At 73.7% G+C, this 15,623-nt stretch carries 13 protein-coding genes; 9 read left to right on the top strand and 4 right to left on the bottom strand.

Going from position 1 to position 15,623, the window contains the following annotated elements; all coding sequences use genetic code 11:
• Positions 1–207: 207 nt before the first annotated feature.
• The 5 genes from E4P38_RS15140 to E4P38_RS15120 are packed head-to-tail and all read left to right on the top strand — an operon-like array spanning position 208 to position 8,743.
• The gene (locus E4P38_RS15140; protein WP_135132744.1) at positions 208–1,788 is read left to right on the top strand and encodes a hypothetical protein; all 1,581 of its coding nucleotides are present in this window, start codon (positions 208–210) and stop codon (positions 1,786–1,788) included.
• 5 nt (positions 1,789–1,793) lie between these two features.
• Positions 1,794–5,045, top strand: a complete 3,252-nt coding sequence (locus tag E4P38_RS15135) for an adenylate/guanylate cyclase domain-containing protein (RefSeq protein WP_135132743.1) — start codon at positions 1,794–1,796, stop codon at positions 5,043–5,045.
• Between the two features lies 1 nt (position 5,046).
• Complete coding sequence (locus E4P38_RS15130; RefSeq protein ID WP_209309122.1) at positions 5,047–7,095, top strand: NAD(P)-binding protein; 2,049 nt, start codon at positions 5,047–5,049, stop codon at positions 7,093–7,095.
• Positions 7,092–7,706 (top strand): hypothetical protein, encoded by a 615-nt coding sequence (locus E4P38_RS15125; RefSeq protein WP_135132741.1) that lies wholly within the window; start codon positions 7,092–7,094, stop codon positions 7,704–7,706. Before E4P38_RS15130 ends, E4P38_RS15125 begins: the two co-directional genes overlap by 4 nt.
• On the top strand, positions 7,703–8,743 hold the full coding sequence (locus E4P38_RS15120; protein ID WP_135132739.1) for a polyprenyl synthetase family protein: 1,041 nt from the start codon (positions 7,703–7,705) through the stop codon (positions 8,741–8,743). Before E4P38_RS15125 ends, E4P38_RS15120 begins: the two co-directional genes overlap by 4 nt.
• A 12-nt stretch (positions 8,744–8,755) precedes the next feature.
• On the opposite strand, the gene E4P38_RS15115 is transcribed toward E4P38_RS15120, so the two are convergent.
• Positions 8,756–9,340 carry a peroxidase-related enzyme gene (locus E4P38_RS15115; RefSeq protein WP_135132737.1) on the bottom strand — a complete coding sequence of 195 codons (585 nt, stop codon included), beginning with the start codon at positions 9,338–9,340 and terminating at the stop codon, positions 8,756–8,758.
• A gap of 62 nt (positions 9,341–9,402) precedes the next feature.
• Between E4P38_RS15115 and E4P38_RS15110 the strand changes: the two genes are divergently transcribed.
• Both E4P38_RS15110 and mqo read left to right on the top strand, forming a co-directional pair.
• Positions 9,403–9,789 carry a YchJ family metal-binding protein gene (locus E4P38_RS15110; protein WP_135132735.1) on the top strand — a complete coding sequence of 129 codons (387 nt, stop codon included), beginning with the start codon at positions 9,403–9,405 and terminating at the stop codon, positions 9,787–9,789.
• Between the two features lie 189 nt (positions 9,790–9,978).
• Positions 9,979–11,481, top strand: coding sequence for a malate dehydrogenase (quinone) (gene mqo, locus E4P38_RS15105; protein WP_245161050.1), 1,503 nt, complete (start codon positions 9,979–9,981; stop codon positions 11,479–11,481).
• Here the strand turns inward: mqo and E4P38_RS15100 are convergent.
• On the bottom strand, positions 11,471–12,496 hold the full coding sequence (locus E4P38_RS15100) for an NAD(P)-dependent alcohol dehydrogenase (RefSeq protein ID WP_245161049.1): 1,026 nt from the start codon (positions 12,494–12,496) through the stop codon (positions 11,471–11,473). The genes mqo and E4P38_RS15100 overlap by 11 nt on opposite strands.
• A gap of 98 nt (positions 12,497–12,594) precedes the next feature.
• Here E4P38_RS15100 and E4P38_RS15095 point away from each other — a divergent pair, with 98 nt between their 5' ends.
• Both E4P38_RS15095 and E4P38_RS15085 read left to right on the top strand, forming a co-directional pair.
• Positions 12,595–13,263 carry a TetR/AcrR family transcriptional regulator gene (locus tag E4P38_RS15095; RefSeq protein ID WP_135132733.1) on the top strand — a complete coding sequence of 223 codons (669 nt, stop codon included), beginning with the start codon at positions 12,595–12,597 and terminating at the stop codon, positions 13,261–13,263.
• A gap of 213 nt (positions 13,264–13,476) precedes the next feature.
• A complete protein-coding gene (locus E4P38_RS15085) occupies positions 13,477–14,448 on the top strand; it encodes an NAD(P)-binding domain-containing protein (RefSeq protein WP_167760578.1) in 972 nt (323 codons plus the stop codon).
• Here the strand turns inward: E4P38_RS15085 and E4P38_RS15080 are convergent.
• Both E4P38_RS15080 and E4P38_RS15075 read right to left on the bottom strand, forming a co-directional pair.
• On the bottom strand, positions 14,441–14,665 hold the full coding sequence (locus E4P38_RS15080; RefSeq protein ID WP_135132726.1) for a hypothetical protein: 225 nt from the start codon (positions 14,663–14,665) through the stop codon (positions 14,441–14,443). The genes E4P38_RS15085 and E4P38_RS15080 overlap by 8 nt on opposite strands.
• 177 nt (positions 14,666–14,842) lie before the next feature.
• Positions 14,843–15,619, bottom strand: coding sequence for an alpha/beta hydrolase (locus tag E4P38_RS15075; protein WP_135132724.1), 777 nt, complete (start codon positions 15,617–15,619; stop codon positions 14,843–14,845).
• Between the last annotated feature and the right edge of the window lie 4 nt (positions 15,620–15,623).

Raw genomic sequence — 15,623 nt, 5'->3', positions numbered from 1 at the left:
CCAGGCGGTTCCGGCGCGCTCACCAGAGGGCGGGCCGACCGCCCGATGCGGCCGAGGCGCGCCTTAGACCGTTCACTCACCCGCACGGCGGCCCGACGATCCGGGGGACATCGACCGGAACGGCACGGGGCGCCCTGACCACGCGCTGCGGCTGCAGGCACAGACTCGGGTTCCGTTGCCGGTCACGCGACGTCGAAGCGGACCGACATGACACTCCCCCCGGACACCGGCGACCCGGACGTCGAAGCCCGCTACCGCGCCCTCTACTTCCTCCACGCCCAGTCGCCTGACTTCAGCGACATCGACCTCGGCGTGCTGCCGGAGTTCCGCGACCTCACGGTCGGCGGCTGCCTGCGGCGCGTCGCCGCGGCCTCCGCGGAGGAGATCCCGGTATCGGAGCGCCTCGCCGTCCTGTACGACGTGGCGCGGGCCGGATTGCCCGACCACGAGTCCCTCCAGGACGAGTACCGCGGCGTGGTGGACTCCGCCCTGGCGCTCCGACGCGATCGGCCCGAGCGCGACGCCCCGGATCTCGCGCCGGAGGACCTCCTGGACGATCTCGTCCGATCGGCGGCCGACGGCGTCCCGTTCGACACGACGCGCAGCGCGTCGGCCTTCGCCCACCACGAGACGGCGTTCGTCGGCGAGAACGTCTGCACGATCCGGGAGGTGAAGATCGGCGGCGTCCGCGCGACGTGGGTCTTCTCCGAGTTCGAAACCGATGCACCCTTCGAGCACGTGGCCGACTGGGTCGATCCCCGCAACTGGTCGAGATGGGGGCCGGCGTTCTTCCGGCGGATGGAGCTGCTCCTGTCCCCGCCCGCTCCCATCGACATCAGCCCGCCCCCGGCCGCCGACCAGCACTGGCACGGCGTCTTCCATGAGGAGGTGCGCCTCGTCAAGCTGGTGAACACGCTGCTCCGCTGCAGCTACTGGCGGGGCCAGGGCGCGGCCGGCATGACCTACGACCTCGACGTCAGCCTCGACCGGGAGATCGACGTCGACCGGGGCTTCCTCCTCGTCACCGAGCTGGGCACGGCACGGCGGGTGCAGGTGCTCAAGATCGTCAGCTTCACCGACGACTGGTGGGACCGCGTCGCCCGGCTGGTGTGCCCGTTCTGGACGGACTGGATCCGCGCTGCCGTGGAGGGCGGCACCAAGAGCGTGCCGACCGAACCGACGCACACTCCCCCTCTCGACCCGTCCTCGTGCGTCACCACCATGGATGCCTGGGCGACGTTCCTGGCCGATTCCGCCCGTCCCTACATCGAGCTGGGCAGCGACGCGACGTCCCGGATCCGGTCGAGGGCGTACTCGGCCGACGATGTCCTGGCCGACAGCGCGGTGGTCTGGTCCCGGCTCGCCAAGGACTGGGCCACGGCGTGGAACGTGTGGACGGACACCGTCGACGAGATCGCCCGGGAAGGGCTCGACGCCGGGTTGACGCCGCCGGGGATGCCACGTGAGGCCGGTCGCCGCGGAGGCACGACCGCGGCGGGCGCCGCTCCCGCCGACGTCGGGGGGAGCGTCGTCATGGTGCCCGGGCTCACCGGGTCCGACCGGCTGGTGTGCACCGATCTGTTGTCCATCGACGCGAGCACCGCCACCATCCCCGCCCGGGACGTCGCCGTCACCGTGCAGGCGCTCCCGGACGGGACGGTCGGGGCGCGGGTGCAGGTACGCGATGCAACGGTCCCGCACGGGCTGTACGTCGGCGACCTCAACACCCCGGACGGCCGGTTGCTCGCCCCCGTGCACTTCTACGTCTCGCAGGCCACGGGGGCCTGAGCACCGTGGCCTCTCTCACGTCCTCGGCGGAGACGAGGCTCGACCGGCTGCTCGAACGTCTGCTGACCGCCGCGGAGACGTCGCTGGCGGCCAGTGACCTCGAACCGGCCCGGGTGACCGCCGAGGAGGTGCGCGCCGTCGATCCCGACAACCCGCGCGCTGCCCGCATCCTCCGACTCGTCGCCGCCCGCCAGCTGGGCCCGTCCGGGGAACGGGCACTGATGACCATCCTGTTCTCCGACCTGGTGGGCTCCACCATGCTGTCCGAGCGGGTCGAACCCGAGCAGCTCCGGGACATCTACGCCTTCTACCGGACGGCGGCCCGGGAGGCCGTGAGCCGCTACAGCGGCTACGTCATGCAGTACCTGGGCGACGGCATCCTCGCCGCCTTCGGGTACCCGGAACCGCACGAGGACGACGCCCGGCGGGCCGTCCTCGCCGGTCTGGATCTCGGTGTGGCCCTGCGGGACGCCCACACCGAGTTGGCCCGGCGCTTCGGCGTCGCCCCCGAGGTCCGCGTCGGCATCCACACCGGCCGGGTGGTGGTCACCGACCTGAGCACCGACCCCTCCGTCGCCGAGCGTGACTCGATCGTCGGTCTGGTGACCAATCTGGCCGCCCGGATCCAGCAGGCGGCCGAGCCCGGCATGGTGGTGATCAGCGACGTCACCCGGCAGCTGGTCGACGCCGACTTCTACATGCACTCCCTCGGCGAGCGGCAGATGAAGGGCATCAGCCGCCCGGTCGAGGTCTTCGCGGTGGAACGCCCTCGCTACGCGGCGGCTCGCTTCGAGGTGGAGCGGTACCGGAAGGCGGGCCTGGTCGGCCGGGAGGAGCCCCGGCAACGGATGCTGGACGCGTGGGACGGCGTCCGCGAGGGCACCGGCCCGTCGGCGGGCGCGGCGTTCCTGCTGGTCGGCGAGGCGGGCATCGGCAAGTCCCGGCTGGTCGCAGAGATTCTCGACCGGGTGGAGGCCAGCGGCGGCCGGGTGCTCGGGGTGGGCTGCCTCCCCTACTACGCCAACGTCTCGCTGTGGCCCCTGGCCCGGCTGCTCGAGCGGGTGCTCGGCGAGACGGGCGATCCCGACCGCCTCGAGCCGCTCGTCACCCACCTCACCGCGCTCGGCCTGGACCCGGCGCGGTCGGTCCCGTTCCTCGGCGCCCTCATCGGGGTGGCCGCCCCCGGGTTCCCCGCTCCGGAGCTCGACCCGACCGCCTTCCTCGACGAGACCCTCAACCGGCTCGTGGAGTGGGTGTCGGCACTGGCGGGGGTCGCGCCGCGACTGCTGGTCGTCGAGGACCTGCACTGGGCGGACCCGTCCACGCTCGCCATGCTCGGCAGGCTGGTCGAACGACTGCCCCCCGGGCTCCTCACCGTGGCCACGACCCGCGACGCGGCACCGATCCCGTGGACCGGAACGGTCTGCGTCCTCCACCTCGGTCGGCTCGACCCGAGCGCCGCCACGGCCCTGATCGACAACCTGGCCGCCGGCGAGGAGCTGGCGGGTGACCGGCGGGCCTCGGTCATCGACCAGGCCGAGGGGATCCCGCTGTTCATCGAGGAGCTCACCCGCTCCTATCTCGACGCCACCCGCGACAAATCGATCCCGCTGCGGCTCCAGGAGCTGTTCACGTCCCGGCTGAAGGCACCCGGCGTCAACCTGCGCGTCGTCCAGGTGGCCGCCACCGTGGGGCCGACCTTCGACGCCGCCACCGTCTCCTCGGTCATCGGCGACGAGGACGCAGTGACCGAGCAGCTCCGGCTGCTGGCCGACGAGGGCATCGTCGAACCGGTCGGCCCGTCGGCAGGGACCTTCCGGTTCCGCCACGCCCTGATGCGCGATGCCGCCTACGAGACCCAGGTACTCGATGTGCGGCGGGCCACCCATGCGGCCGTGGCGGACACGATCGCCGCCCACGACGGCGAGCCCGCGCTGATCGCCCAGCACCTGGACCTGGCGGGCGAGGCCCAGCGGGCGGCCGGCCTCTACATCGTGTCCGCCCAGGCGGAGCAGGGACGCGGGGCGAACCTCGAGGCGGCCCGGCTGCTGTCGCGTGCCGTGGAGCTGGTGCAGGAACTGCCGGGGTCGGACGAGCGGGACCTGACCGAGCTCACCGCCCGGATGCTCCGCGCGCTGAGCGTCAGCTCGATGCGGGGTTACGCCGCGCCGGAGGTCCAGGCCGACCACCGGCGGGCCGAGGTGCTGGCCACCCGCCTCGGGCGGGCGGAGGTGCTGCCCTCGCTCATCGCCATCTGGGGTGTCTGGCTCACCAGCGGCGACCTGACCACGGCCCAGGGGGTGATCGACCGGCTCCTCAGCATGGTCGGCCAGGCCGCCTTCAGCTGGTTCGAGCCGGAGGTGCAGTCCTGCGCGGGCTACCTCGAGTTCTACGAGGGCCACCTCGGCGCTGCCCAAGCCCAGCTGGAGCGCGCCGTCGAGGGCTTCGCCGACCGGCCCCCCGAGCAGACCGTCTCCCCGTTCTGGCCCCTGCCCAACGACCCCGTCGCCGCCTCGACGATCGCGCTGGCCTGCGTCAGCGCCGTCCGGGGGGAACGGGCAGCAGCCGAGCACTGGGAGCGGGAGGCGATCCGCCGCGCCGAGGAGGTCGGGTTCCCGCGCGGCCCGTTCAGCCTCGCGTTCGTCAAGACCTACGCCGCGTTCATCCGGCGCTTCCTCGGGGACCACGACGCCGCCCGCCGGCTCGGGGCCGAGGTCGTCGCCCTCGGTGAGCTGCACGGCTACGCCTACTGGATCTCCCTGGGGTCGGCCTACCTCGCCGCGGACACGCCGGACCTCGCCGCCGACCGGGCGTTCCTCGAGCAGGCCATCGCGACGTTGCGGTTGATGGGCCACGAGGCCTTCGTCGCCTCGGCGCTGGCCTACCTCGCGCACCTCCATGCGCAGGCGGACGACGTCGAACGGGCCGCGGAGCTCATCGACGAGGCGCTCCTCCTGGTGCACAAGGCCGGCGAGAACCTGCACCTGCCCGAGCTCCTGCGGCAGCGCGCCCTCTACACGTTGTCCCGCGGCGGGAACGCCGACCGGGCGGTGGCCGACCTGACCGAGGCAGTCCGCATCGCGACCGAGCAGGGGGCGCGGGTGGCCCGACTGCGCGCCGCCGTCCAGCTGGCGCGCGTGCCTGCGGCCGCCCGGCCCGACGACTGGCGCACCGTGCTCGCCGAGGCGAGGGCCGACCTGCCCCCGGCGCCGGTCACCGACGACACGGCCGCGGCCGACGACCTCCTCGGCTCCTGACGTGCCGCTCCCGCGCGTCGTCGTCCTCGGCGGAGGGATGGCGGGACTCACCACCGCCTGGGAGCTGAGCTCCGGCGACTGGCGCGAACGGCTGGACTCCATCTGCGTCTACCAGCGCGGTTGGCGTCTCGGGGGCAAGGGCGCCAGCAGCCGTGGCCCGCACGGACGGATCGAGGAACACGGGCTGCACGTCCTGCTGGGCTACTACGACGCCACGTTCCGTCTCCTCCGGGAGGTCTACGGCGAGCTGGACCGGGACCGCACCGACCCGGGGTGCCCCGTCCGGACGTGGCAGCAGGCGGTGACGCCGACGGGGGACGTGGGCCTCGCCGACCGGGACGGCGACTCGTGGACCTCCTTCGTGACCCGGTTCTCCGGCAACGACGCCGTTCCCGGCGAACCCGGGGCCGAGGACCGGACGCTGACGCCGGTGGACGTGGCGACGCGCGGGCTCGGCCTCCTCGCCGATTTCCTCCGCAGCGCCGCCCTCCCGCGGGAGCGGGGCCGCATCTTCCTGAGCACGTCCCCCGTCCCGGGCCCAGGACGCTCCGAGTTGGCCCCGCTGCTGCGCGGCGCCTCCCTCGCGGCGCTGGCCGCCCTGCTGGAGGGGCTCGAGCGGACGTCGCGCCTGGCCGCCGGCGGCCTCCGGGAGATCCCGCTCGCGCAGTCCCTCGCCGCCGCGCTCCGCACCTCCCGCGACGACGTCCGGGCCGCCCTCACGGCGGACCCGGCGCTGCGACGGACGTGGCAACTGGTCGACCTGGTCGTCTCGTGCCTGCAGGGCATGGCGGCCGACGGCCTGCTCGCCGGGAACGGCTACGACCGCATCGACCACCTCGACTTCCGGGAGTGGCTGGCCGGTCACGGCGCCGCCGCCGAGACCCTGGACTCCCCCGTCGTGCGCGGCATGTACGACCTCACCTTCGCCTACGTCGGGGGCGACCGGGCCCGGCCGCGGTTCGCCGCGGGTCTCGGCCTCTCGCTCGCCGGGCGCATGCTCTTCGACTTCAAGGGCTCGCTCTTCTGGCGGATGCAGGCCGGGATGGGCGAGATCGTGTTCGCCCCCCTCTACCAGGCGCTCGTCCGGCGGGGCGTGGAGTTCCGGTTCTTCCGCCGGCTCGACCGGCTGCGGCTCGGTCCCGCGCGCTCCGTGGCCTCGATCGAGCTCACGCGGCAGTCCGACCTGGCGCCCGGGAGGAGCCGGTACGACCCGCTGATCCGGGTCGGCGGACTTCCGTGCTGGCCGGACCGGCCGCTCGTCGACCAGCTCGCCGAAGATCCCGGCGACCGGCTGGAATCCCACCCAGGACCGATGGAGGGAGCCGGCACCGAGACGCTGCGCGCCGGCGAGGACTTCGACGTGGCCGTGCTGGCGGTGTCCGTCGGCATGGTTCCGCACGTCGCCGCCGAACTGGTGGCCGCCGACCCGGCCTGGCAGACCATGGTGGACCGGGTCGCCACCGTGGGCACGCGCTCGGCCCAGCTGTGGCTCGACGCATCGGAGCGCGAGCTGGGGTGGCACGGCCCGCCCGGCGTCACCCTCTCCGGCTTCGGCGACACGTTCGACACGTGGGCGTCGATGTCCCACCTCCTGCCGCGCGAGGAGTGGCCCTCCCCCGGTGCGCCGCGCAGCATCGCCTACCTGTGCGGCGCGCTGCCCGACGGGGATACGGAAACCGGCGACGAGACCGTCCGGACGACGCTGACCCAGTTCCTCGACGGCGAGGTGGCCGCGCTCTGGCCGGGCTTCCGGTGGGAACTGCTGTGGGACGCCGCGGGCCGGGCCGGGCCGGAGCGACTGCACGCGCAGTACGTCCGGGCGAACGTCGACCCGTCCGACCGCTACGTGCAGTCCCTTCCGGGATCCGGGCGGCACCGGCTGGCTCCGGGGCGGACAGGCTTCGTCAACCTCGCCGTCGCCGGCGACTGGACCGCCTGCGGCCTCGACGCCGGGTGCATCGAGGCCGCCGCGCGCTCCGGCGTCCTGGCGGCCCGGGCGGTCCTGTCCGGCGCCGTGGGACGGCCCGCCTCACGCGGGACCGCGGCATGACCGCGGGGCCGGGCCTCGCTGCCGGGGCGTGGGACCTCGTGGGCGAGGTGCAGCGGTTCGGCCTGTTCTCGGCCGCCGCGGTGGTGGACCGGTATGCCGAGATCGTCGATCGGGCCATCTCGCGCCACGGGCCGGCCGCGTCGGCCCCGCTCGACGACGCCGGGTCCGGCCGCATGGTGGACACCGCCGTCGCGATGGCCGGGGCCTGGTCCCGGCTGGTCGATGCGACCTCGACCCTGCTCCGCAGCGAGGGCGCCCACGACGAGGCCACCCCGACGCTCGTCCTGCCCGCCACGGAGCCCGGTTCCGGCACCGGGGCGTCGTTCTGGATCCACAACACGACGTCGTCCGCGGCACCGGGGATCGGCCTCACCGTGTCGGGCCTGGTGGCGTCGGACGGGCACCGCATCGGCGCCGACGCGCTGTCGGTCGTGCCGGATCGGGTCGGCCTCCTGGCGGCCGGCACCTCCCAGGAGGTACGGGTCCGCGTCGTGGTGCCTGCCGCGCAACCCGCCGGCTGCTACTTCGGCCTGGTGATGACCTCCGCGGCGCCCGCCGAGCCGATGGTGCTACGCTTGGCGGTGCGCGCTCCGCGGGAGTCCGGCCCATGACCGTCCCCGGGTTCGCCGACGAGCTCGAGCGGTACGGCGTCATGTCCCGCCGGGCGGTGCACTCGTACCTCCCGGCCGAAGGGATGTCGGAGTACCTCCGGGCTCCCGCCGCCGAGTACCTCGGCCGGAGCGGCAAGGGCCTGCGGCCCGCGTTGTGCCTGGCCACCTGCGAGGCCTTCGGCGGCGAGGCCGACGACGCCCTGCCGTCGGCGGCGGCACTCGAGCTCCTGCACACGGCCTTCCTCGTCCACGACGACGTCGAGGACGACAGCGAGCTGCGCCGCGGCGAGGCCACCCTGCACCAGCAGTACGGCCGCGGGCTGGCCGTCAACGCCGGCGACGGCCTCGCGGTGCTCGCGCTGGGGGCGCTCCGGGACAACGAGGGCCCGCTCGGCCGCCGTCTCGCCGCCCGGATCTGGTCGGAGTTCGACTTCATGGCCCGGCTGACCGTCGACGGGCAGGCCCGCGAGCTGGGCTGGCAACGGGACGGCCGCATCGACCTCACGCCGGACGACTACCTCGACCTGATCATGCGGAAGACCTGCTGGTACACCACGCTGCTGCCGCTGCGGGTGGGGGCGCTGATCGGCACGGGCACGGGTGGAGGCCGGTCACCGGACCTCGACGCGATGCTCCGCTTCGGCTTCTTCCTGGGGGCGGCCTTCCAGATCCGCGACGACATCCTGAACCTCACCGGGTCCACCGCCCTGTACGGGAAGGAAGCGCTCGGCGACCTCCGCGAGGGGAAGCGGACGCTGATGGTCATCCATCTGCTGGCCGCGGCGAGCGCCCGCGACCGCGCGTCCGTCGCCGGCTACCTGGCCCTGGAGCCGGCCCAGCGGACCGGCGACATCGCCGCCCGCATCCTGGCGATGATGCACGACCACGGGAGCGTCGCCTTCGCCGACGAGTTCGCCCGCGGCATCGCCCGGTCGGCCGCCCTGACCTTCGAGGAGGCCTTCGCCGGCGTGCCCGACTCGCCCGCCCGCCGATTCGTGCGCGACCTCGTGCCCTTCATGGTCGACCGCGACCGCTGAGACCGGCGCCGGCTACGCCCTGGGGATGCGCCCCATCAGGTAGAACTCCGGATTCGGCATCAGCGCCGCGAAGTGCGCCACCCGGTTGGACAAGGCGAACAGCGAGGTGATCATCCCGACGTCCCAGACGTCGTCCTGCGTGAGGCCCTGGCCGGTCAGCAGCGCGAGGTCCGCCCCGGTGACCGCCGCGGGCTCGGCGGCCAGCCGGGTCGCCACCTCCAGGACGGCGTGCATCCGCGGCGACAGCGGGGCCTTGCGCCAGTCGACGGCGACCTGGTCGGCCAGGTAGGGGTCCCGGCTGCGGATCCGCGCGACGGCGCCGTGCGCGACGACGCAGTACAGGCAGTCGTTGACTGCGCTGGTCGCCACCACGATCAGCTCCCGGTCGGCCTTCGACAGGCCCGGAGTCTCCTTGTCCATCAGCGTGTCGTGCAGGGCGAAGAAGGCGCGGGCCTCCTCGGGTCGCCAGGCGAGCGCGGCGAAGATGTTGGGCAGGAAGCCCGACCGCTGCTCGACGTCGGCGAACCGCTCGGCGAGATCGGCCGGTACCTCCTCCCGGGGCGTCACCGGGAAGCGACTGATCGGGGTATCGCTCATCGGGCCACTCTCCCAAGGCCGGCCCGCGCCGGCACCGCGAGCTCCTCGGGGAGACTGGCCCGGTGCCTCCGCGACGCTGCCCCTGCGGCACGGGCCTGCCGCTCGACGAGTGCTGCGGCCGGCTCCACGAGGATGCCGGCACAGCGGCCACGGCCGAGCAGCTGATGCGGTCGCGGTACAGCGCGTTCGTGCTCGGTGACGTCGGCTACCTGCTCCGGACGTGGCACCCGACGACCCGACCGCCGTCGCTCGACCTCGATCCCGACGTGCGGTGGACCGGGCTGGACGTGCTCGCCACGACCGGCGGCACCCTGCTCGCGGCCGAGGGCAGAGTGGAGTTCCGTGCCTCCTACGTGCGCTGCGGCGCGGCCGGCGCGCAGCACGAGAACAGCAGGTTCGTCCGCGACGCGGACCGGTGGCACTACCTCGACGGCGTCTCCCGCCCCTGAGGAGGACGCCGGCGTCTCCCGGCGAGCGGCCTGTTCCCGCCGCAACGGCCGATCCCGAGCCGTATTTCATGGCGAAGATCACGAGGTCGAGATACCTCACACCCGCCGGAGTACAGGTCAGCGTCCTGTTCGGCCGACGATCAAGGGGAGCAGCGCCTCCGGCGCATCGTGGACAGCAGAGAGGCAGACGTGCGTTCCCTTCCCAGCGCGGTTCCTGACAGCGCCAATCCTGACGTCGTTCTCGTGGGCGGCGGCATCATGAGCGCCACCCTCGCCGCCCTGATCGGTGTGGTCGCGCCGCAGTGGAGCGTCACCGTCTTCGAGTCGGCACCGGACGTCGCCAGCGAGAGCTCCCAGGCGTGGAACAACGCCGGCACCGGGCACGCGGCGCTGTGCGAGCTGAACTACACGCCGGCGGGATCCGACGGCCGGGTGGACCCGTCGAAGGCCGTCACGATCAACGAGCAGTTCCAGGTGTCCCGCCAGTTCTGGTCGCACCTGGTCCGCGAGGGCCTGACCGGCGCCCCGAAGGAGTTCATCACCCCGGTCCCGCACATCAGCTTCGTCACCGGCGAGTCCGGCCGCGCCTACATGCAGGCCCGCCACGCGGCGCTCGCCGCGGAGCCGCTGTTCGACGGTCTCCAGTACAGCGAGGACCCCGCGGAGCTCGCGGAGTGGATCCCGCTGATGATGGCCGGCCGGGACCCTCGCCAGGTCGTCGCCGCCACGCGGTCTGCCGCCGGGACCGACGTCAACTTCGGCGCCCTCACCCGGATGCTGCTCGACGACGCCGCCGATCGCGGCGTCGCCGTGCACTGCGGCCAGCGGGCCTCGGGCCTCGAGCGCGCCACCGACGGCCGCTGGATCGTCACCGTCCGGGACGCCGTCACCGGTGAGCGCCGGACGGTCCGCACCCGGTTCGTCTTCGTCGGTGCCGGCGGCGGCGCGCTGCCGCTGCTGCAGCGGGCCGGGATCCCGGAGATCAGCGGGTTCGGCGGGTTCCCCGTCAGCGGGAAGTTCCTGCGGACGACGTCCCCCGAGCTGGTCAGCAGCCACCAGGCGAAGGTCTACGGCCAGGCGGCGGTCGGCGCCCCGCCCATGTCGGTCCCGCATCTGGACCTCCGCCTGATCGACGGCGACCACTCGCTGATGTTCGGCCCCTACGCCGGCTTCTCCCCGAAGTTCCTCAAGGCTGGGAAGCTCTGGGACCTCCCCACCAGCATCCGGCCGGACAACCTGGGGTCGATGCTCGGCGTCGCACGTACGGAGCTGGCCCTCACCCGGTACCTCGTCACGGAGCTCCTGCAGTCCGGTGCCGACCGGCACCAGACGCTGAGCTCCTTCGTCCCGACCGCCGAGGCGCACGACTGGGACATGGTCACCGCCGGTCAGCGCGTCCAGGTGATCAAGCGCGACCCGGCGACCGGCCGCGGCGTCCTCCAGTTCGGCACCGAGCTCGTCGTCGGCGGCGACGGCACCGTCGCCGGCCTGCTGGGCGCCTCCCCCGGTGCGTCCACGGCGGTGTCGGCGATGCTCACCCTGCTCGAACGGTGCTTCCCCGACCGCATCCCCGCGTGGCGCCCTGCGCTGCAGGAGGCCATCCCCTCCTACGGCCGCTCGCTGTCGCAGGACCCGGCACTGCTCGCCGAGGTCCGCGCCTCGACGATGCAGACCCTGGAGCTCACCGGCTGACCTCGACGACGACCTTCCCGCGGGCGTGCCCGCCGGTCATGTACGTGACGGCCGCAGCGGCCTCGGCCAGCGGGAAGGTCCGGTCGACGGCCGGCGTGACCTGGCCGGACTCGACCAGCCCGGTCAGGAGGACGAGATCGGCCGCCTTCTCCGACGCGACGAAGAAGCCCAGCGTCTGCCCGACGAACGGGGACAGCGCCGCGGCCCGCAGCTGACGACCGATCCCCAGCAAGCGGCCGCCGCCCTCACCGCCGACGATCACCAGCCTGCCGTGCGGGGTGAGGACCCGCCGCAGCTGCCGGAGCGGCCGGTCGCCGCCGATGTCGAGGACGACGTCGAAGCGCCGCTCGCCCACCTCGAGGCCGTCGCCCACCGAGTAGTCGACGACGGAGTCGGCGCCGAGCGCCCGAACCAGATCCGCCTTGGCCGCGCTGCTCACGCCGGTGACCTCGGCACCGGATGCCTTCGCGATCTGGACGGCGAAGCTGCCGACCCCGCCGGACGCACCGATGACCAGCACCTGCTGGCCCGCCGTCACCCGGCCGTGGTCCCGCACCGCCTGCAGGGCGGTGACCCCCGAGATCGACAGCGCGGCGGCCTGGACCGCCGACAGGTTCGCCGGGCGGGGTGCCACCTTCGACTCCGACGCCAGGACGTACTCGGCGAACGTGCCCTCGCCCATGCCGTAGATCTCGTCGCCGGGCCGCACCGTGGTGACGCCGCTGCCGACGGCCTCGACCCGGCCGGCGAACTCCCGCCCGCGCACCGGGTGCCGAGGGGTGCGCAGGCCGAAGGCCAGCCGGGCCGCGTAGGGCTTGCCGGCCATGAGGTGCCACACGCCCCGGTCGACGCCCGCCGCCGCCACGCGCACCAGCACCTGGCCGGGGCCTGGCTCGGGGCGGGCGATCTGCTCGAGCCGCATTACGTCGGAGGTGTCCCCGTAGACGTCCTGGACCACTGCTCGCATCGTCGCCGTCCCGGCTGCCGGGTTCGTCTGTCGCTGCTCGGTCTTCATGCTTCCTCCGGGGGTCCCTGACGTGCACTGCCTGGCTTACGTTGTAAGGCTTACGCTTACAACGTAAGCTAGTCAAGAGTCGAAAGGAGGGCCCCTCGATGCCACCGAGAGATCCCGGGCACGGCCGCGCACGCCTGAGCCCGGAACGGGTGCTGCGTGCCGCGATCGCCCTCGCCGACACCGGTGGCCTCGAGTCGCTCACCATGCGCCGGCTCGGCGAGGACCTCGGCGTCGAGGCCATGTCGTTGTACAAGCACGTGGCCAACAAGGACGCCCTGCTCGACGGCATGGTCGACCTGGTGTTCGCCGAGATCGACCTCCCTCCCGGCGATCCCGACTGGCGGACGGCGATGCGCGAGCGGGCCGTCTCGGCCCGTGCGGCGCTGATCCGCCACCCCTGGGCGACGCCGCTGATGCAGTCGCGGACGGCGCCGGGGCCGGCCACGCTGCGGCACCACGACACGGTGATCGGGACGCTTCGGCGGGCCGGCTTCTCGATCGAGCTGACCGCGCACGCCTTCTCCGCGCTGGACGGCTACATCTACGGGTTCGCGATGCAGCAGCGGAGCCTCCCGTTCGACACCCTGGAGGAGGCGCAGGAGGTCGGCCGGCAGATGTTCGCGCGCATGCCCGACGGCATGTATCCGCACCTCACGGAGCTGACCGTGCAGCACATCCTGCAGCCGGGCTACGACTACGGCGACGAGTTCGAGTACGGGCTCAACCTGATCCTCGACGGCCTCGACCGGGCTCTCTCCGCCGCCTGAGAGCCACTGTCGCTAGCCGCTGCCGCTAGCCTCCCGCCGGGAGGTCGGAATGGACGAGGATGTGCTGGTGGTCGGAGCGGGACCGGCGGGGCTGGCGGTCGCCGCCTGCTTGCGCCGCCGGGGTGTGGACGTGCTCGTGGTGGACCGCGGTGGGGCGGTCGGCGACTCTCGTGGCGTAAGCGCTACGACCGGCTGCACCTGCACACCCCGCGCGTGCAGTCCGCCCTGCCCGGGCTGCGGATGCCGCGCCGGTTCGGCCGCTGGGTGGCCAAGGACGACGTCGCCCGCTACCTGACCGAGTACGCCGGGCACCACGGCCTGACCCCCCGCTTCGGGACGGAGGTGCAGCGGCTCGAGCAGGACGGCGACTCCTGGAAGGCGCACACCGACGGAGCGCCACTGCAGGTCCGGCAGGTGGTGATCGCCACCGGCTACAACCGGGAGCCGGTCCGGGCGGCCTGGCCGGGACAGGACTCCTTCGGCGGCGAGCTGCTGCACGCGTCGTCCTACACCGGCCCGGAGGGCTACCGCGGCACGGACGTCCTGGTCGTCGGCGCCGGGAACACCGGTGCGGAGATCGCCGCCGACCTCGCCGAGGGCGGGGCCGCCCGCGTCCGGCTCGCGGTGCGCACACCACCGAACGTGGTGCCCCGCTCCCTCGGACCGATCCCGACGACGCTGCTCGCGATCTCGATGGACTTCTCCCCCGCCTGGCTGGCCGACCCGATCAACCGGTTCCTCCAGCGGCGGTTCGTCGGCGACCTCACCCGGTACGGCCTGCCCGCCCCGCGCAGCGGCGTCGTCACCCAGATGCGGGCAACCGGGGTCACCCCGACGATCGACGTCGGTCTGATCCGGGAGCTGAAGGCCGGGCGGGTCACCCCCGTGGCCGCGCTGGAGCGCTTCGACGGCGGCGAGGCGGTGCTGGCCGACGGCACCCGTCTCGCACCCGGCGCCGTGATCGCCGCGACCGGGTACACGACCGCGCTCGCGCCGATGGTCGGGCACCTCGGCGTGCTCGACGACCGCGGCCGTCCGCCGGCGAACGGCGCCCGGACGAGCGTCCCGGGCTTGCGCTTCGTCGGGCTGTCGAACCCGCTCAAGGGCCTGCTCCTGCAGATCAATCTCGATGCCCGGGCGGCCGCACGGGCCATCGCGCGGGAGCTCCGCGGTCCGGTCAGGTAGCTCGATCGCCCCGGAGCCGCTCGATCAGGCCGGGCGCGAGCTCGGCTGTCGCCGTCCCGACGGCTGCCCAGCCCAGCACGACCAGCCAGGACACCGGGTCCAGCGCCCCGACCAGCGAGACCTTCTGCTCCGGGGAGAGGCGCGCGAACACCGCCGCCGTCCGCACCAGCTCGGCCCGCTCGGTGCCCGAGGCCCGTGCCAGCTCGGCGCCGGGCACCACCCGGCCACCGCCGCCGTGGCGTCCACGGCAGGACGGGCGACCCGGCCGGCCGCACGAGTGGGCTCAGCGAGCAGTCCCGCGGGCAGGACGGCGGGGGCGGCGGCCGGCCAGGCGCCCGCGATCCGGCGGAGCAGAGCCATCGGCGTCCCCTGGAAACGACGGTTCCCAGCGACGCTACGCGCGCTCGACGCGGGAGAGCCACTCGGCGAGGAGGGCGCGCAGGAGTTCCGGTTGCTCGTGGGGCAGGGCGTGACCCGCGTCATCGACCACGGCGAGCGAGGCGTGCGGGTAGTGGTCGACGAGGTCGGCAGCGGCGGCGTAGCCGACCGTCGAGTCCAGCCGCCCCGCCACGACGACCGTCGGCCCCGCGTAGGCCGGCCCCTGATCCGGGGCGAGCGCCCATCGTTCGCCGATCCGCTCGAGCGCCGCCTGGTCGACGAGAGCGGCGGCCGGGGCGACGGAACGCTCGTACCGTTCGAGCGTCTCCGGGGTCTGGATCACGAAGTAGCTCCGGAAGACGTCGTCCCCGAGGGCACCCGATCCGACGACGACACGGTGCTCCGGGACGTCGCGCAGTCCCGGCAGCAGCGGGCAGACCAGAGCGAGACCGGTGACCTGCGCCGGGCGCCGCGCGGCCATCGCCCGCGCGAAGTACGCGCCGGCGGAGTGACCGATGAGGAGGTAGGCAGTGCCGTTACTCACCTCGTCGGCGAAGTCGAGCAGCGTGTCGAGGACGTCGTCGGCGCTGCGCAGCGTCTCGGGCGCGCGGGTCGCGCCCATTCCGGGGAGGTCGGGATAGATCCGCCGCAGCCCGGCCACGCCGTCGAGCAGCGGCTCGAAGCACGCCTCCGCCTCGCGGTGGTCGACGCCCGCGCCGTGGAGCACCAGCACGGGTAGGCCGGCCCCGTGCTCCACGAAGTGGACCACCACCCGGCCCGCCCGGATCTCCATCTCC

The organism is Blastococcus sp. CT_GayMR16, assembly GCF_004570875.1.
In the GTDB taxonomy this organism is placed as follows: Bacteria; Actinomycetota; Actinomycetes; order Mycobacteriales; family Geodermatophilaceae; genus Blastococcus_B.
The sequence above is the reverse complement of the archived record's forward strand: the minus strand, read 5'-3'. Positions and strand labels throughout refer to the sequence as shown.

Bases quoted from the DNA above. Each gene is read 5' to 3' on its own strand.
- E4P38_RS15140 (WP_135132744.1), top strand. From the start codon at position 208: ATGACACTCCCCCCGGACACCGGCGACCCGGACGTCGAAGCCCGCTAC.
- E4P38_RS15125 (WP_135132741.1), top strand. From the start codon at position 7,092: ATGACCGCGGGGCCGGGCCTCGCTGCCGGGGCGTGGGACCTCGTGGGC.
- E4P38_RS15120 (WP_135132739.1), top strand. From the start codon at position 7,703: ATGACCGTCCCCGGGTTCGCCGACGAGCTCGAGCGGTACGGCGTCATG.
- E4P38_RS15115 (WP_135132737.1), bottom strand. From the start codon at position 9,340: ATGAGCGATACCCCGATCAGTCGCTTCCCGGTGACGCCCCGGGAGGAG.
- E4P38_RS15100 (WP_245161049.1), bottom strand. From the start codon at position 12,496: ATGAAGACCGAGCAGCGACAGACGAACCCGGCAGCCGGGACGGCGACG.
- E4P38_RS15095 (WP_135132733.1), top strand. From the start codon at position 12,595: ATGCCACCGAGAGATCCCGGGCACGGCCGCGCACGCCTGAGCCCGGAA.
- E4P38_RS15075 (WP_135132724.1), bottom strand. From the start codon at position 15,619: ATGGAGATCCGGGCGGGCCGGGTGGTGGTCCACTTCGTGGAGCACGGG.